This is a genomic window from Pseudomonas sp. P5_A12 (genome assembly GCF_056400685.1).
This window is the reverse complement of the sequence record NZ_JBFUKU010000454.1, coordinates 1-2,964: the sequence shown is the minus strand read 5'-3', so window position 1 is coordinate 2,964 and position 2,964 is coordinate 1. Positions and strand designations below refer to the sequence as shown.

The following is a 2,964-nucleotide window of genomic DNA, read 5'->3' as shown; positions in this document are numbered from 1 at the left end:
GCCGATGCAGAGCGTGCAGTGGCTGCAGCGAAAGCTGCTTTCAATTCTCCCGAATGGTCAAAAATGAAGCCAAGCGCGCGGGGTCAACTGTTGCGCCGGCTGGGCGATCTCATCGCAGAAAACGTAGAGCATCTGGCCGCCACTGAAGTAGCAGACAACGGCAAGCTGCTCGCCGAAATGCGTGGCCAGGTTCGCTACCTACCTCAGTATTTTTATTATTTTGGCGGCCTTGCTGACAAGATCGAAGGTGGGGTGTTGCCAATCGATAAGGCCGATACGTTTACATTTACTCGCTACGAGCCTCTTGGCGTTTGTGTAGCCATAACCGCCTGGAACTCGCCACTGTTGCTAGCCGTGAATAAGCTTGCACCTGGCTTGGCGGCAGGTAACACGTTTGTGCTCAAGCCGTCGGAGTTCACCTCGGCCTCGGCTCTGGAACTTGCGAAGCTCGTTGAAAAAGCGGGCTTTCCAGCAGGCGTAGTGAACGTCGTCACCGGGTTCGGTCTGGAAGTTGGCGAGCCGCTGGTGACTCATCCAGACGTAGCGAAGATCGCATTTACCGGTAGTGAATATGGCGGGCAGAAAATCTACGAATCTGCAGCCAGGAATTTCAAAAAGGTCACTCTGGAACTCGGCGGCAAGTCACCCAACATCGTGTTCGACGATGCCAACCTCGATAACGCTGTTAAAGGCGTGGTAGGAGGGATCATGGCTGCAACAGGGCAGACATGCGTAGCTGGTTCTCGCCTGCTCGTTCAAGAATCGATCCACGATGAGTTCGTGGAAAAGCTGCTCGCCTTCGCACGCACCGCGAAGATGGGTGATCCGATGTTGCCTACTACCCAGGTTGGCCCGGTAACTACCCCCGCGCAGTATCAAAAAATTCTGGACTACATCGCCATCGCCAAAGATGAAGGTGCGGTATGCCGCTTGGGGGGCAGCCCTTCGACCAAGCCTGAGTGCGGGAATGGCCTCTTCGTTGAACCGACGATCTTCACCGGGGTTAACAACCAGATGCGCATTGCACGTGAGGAAGTCTTCGGCCCTGTGCTGAGCATCATCCCATTCAAGGATGAAGAGGACGCCATCGCTATCGCGAACGACAGCCCCTATGGATTGGCCGCTGGCGTCTGGACTCAGAACATGCGCCGCTCCTTGATGATGTCCGAGCGTCTTCAGGCTGGGATGGTCTGGGTGAACATGTATCGCGCGGTGAGCTACATGGCTCCGTTTGGCGGATTCAAGCGCTCGGGTATCGGTCATGAAAATGGCCAGGACGCTATCTACTCCTACCTGCAGACCAAGAGTGTCTGGATCAGTACTGCGCTTGAAACGCCAGATCCTTTCGTTCTCGGCTGACCAATCAGAGCTGTTCCAAAAATAAGGACAAGAATGATGAAAACTCAATTTCCAATGCCCGGGCGTTTTCTTGAGGACTTCAAGGTCGGTGATTCCTATCGTCACTGGCCGGGTAGGACTGTCACAGAGGCGGACAACATCCAGTTCAGTCTCATGACGATGAATCGCCACCCGCTGCATTGCGACAGTAACTTTGCCTCAATGAGTGAGTTCGGTCGCCCCCTGATCAACAGTGGTCTCACCGTTGCGATCGTATTGGGCCTGACCGTTGATGACGTCAGCCTCAATGCGATCGCCAACTTGGGTTGGAAGGACATCACTCTCAGTGCCCCGGTTTTTCCTGGCGACACACTCTATGCCCGCTCTGAAGTAACAGAAGTGCGCGAAAGCGTAAAGAGGCCGGGGCAGGGCATTGTTACAACCCGAACCGAAGCGTTTAACCAGGACGGTACGGTGTGCATGAGCTTCGTGCGTGCCTGCCTCGTACCCACTCGGCAGAACGCGATCGACCTTCGTTCTCAGAGGGCTGAACGCTCATGAATTACGATCTGCTCAAGGGCGTACGGGTGATCGAAAGCTCGGCTTTTATTGCTGCTCCTCTGTGCGGGATGACCTTGGCGCAACTGGGCGCCGAGGTCATCCGGGTGGATTTGATTGGCGGAGGTATTGACTACCAGCGTCTGCCGATGATGCCAGAGGGTCGCAGCATCTACTGGACAAGCCTAAACAAGGCTAAGAAATCTGTTGCGATCGATATAAAACGCCCTGAAGGACGAGAACTGCTTCAGCGTCTTGTAGGTGCACCGGGTGAGGCAGGAGGCATTCTGCTGACCAATATCGGTACGCCTTGGCTGAGTCACAAAACTCTTTCAGAGCTTCGGCCTGATCTGATCTCTTGCACCATCGAGGGTAATTTCGATGGGAGTACGGCGGTGGATTACACCGTTAACTGCGCCACTGGTTATCCGATGTTGACGGGGTCGGGCTCACCCGATCGGCCGGTTAATCACACGCTACCTGCATGGGATGTCATCTGTGCCAACCAGGCTGCGACCGCAATCGTAGCTGCTTTAGCTCGCCGTCAAAGCAGCGGAGAGGGCGCTGAGATTAGGTTGGCTCTGTCCGACAGTGCGTTCTCGACGCTATCTCATCTTGGTCTGTTGACGGAGTCCGAGCTGATTGCACAGCCGCGTGAATCACTCGGCAATTACCTGTACGGCGCCTTTGGACACGATTTTGCAACCTCAGACGGCCGGCGCGTGATGATCGTGGCCATCTCGTCGCGTCAATGGCGCGCGTTGGTGAAAGCCTGCGATTTGCAGAACGCAGTGCAATCCTTGGAAGTGGCTCTGGGAGTGAACTTTGACAGCGAAGCTGATCGGTTCGAAGGTCGCGAATTGCTGGCCGCGTTGATCAAACAGTGGTGCTTCAAAAGATCGCTGGCTGAAATCGAAGCACACTTTACCCAACATGGAGTCGCTTACGGGCCTTACCGCACCGTGCGACAGTTGCTCCAGGAAGACAACCGCGTCTCTTTGGAAAACCCCATCTTCGAGCGAATTCAGACGCCTGGCGTTGGTGATCATTTGGCGGCCGGTACGCCGC

3 protein-coding genes are annotated in these 2,964 nt (G+C 55.3%); all 3 read left to right on the top strand.

Annotation, left to right across the window (positions count from 1 at the left end; all coding sequences use genetic code 11):
• Window positions 1–1,359, top strand: a 1,359-nt coding sequence (locus AC1DSG_RS29770) for an aldehyde dehydrogenase (RefSeq protein ID WP_477794070.1), incomplete at its 5' end; no start/stop codon positions are given.
• Window positions 1,360–1,395: 36 nt separating this feature from the next.
• Entirely contained in the window at window positions 1,396–1,899 is a 504-nt protein-coding gene (locus AC1DSG_RS29765) for a MaoC family dehydratase (protein WP_477794069.1), read from the top strand.
• The coding region (locus AC1DSG_RS29760; protein WP_477794068.1) for a CoA transferase at window positions 1,896–2,964 on the top strand (1,069 nt) is incomplete at its 3' end. The genes AC1DSG_RS29765 and AC1DSG_RS29760, both read left to right, overlap by 4 nt.

What these genes read in the sequence shown, in the direction of transcription:
- AC1DSG_RS29765 (WP_477794069.1), top strand. Translation starts at nt 1,396, where the DNA reads ATGAAAACTCAATTTCCAATGCCCGGGCGTTTTCTTGAGGACTTCAAG.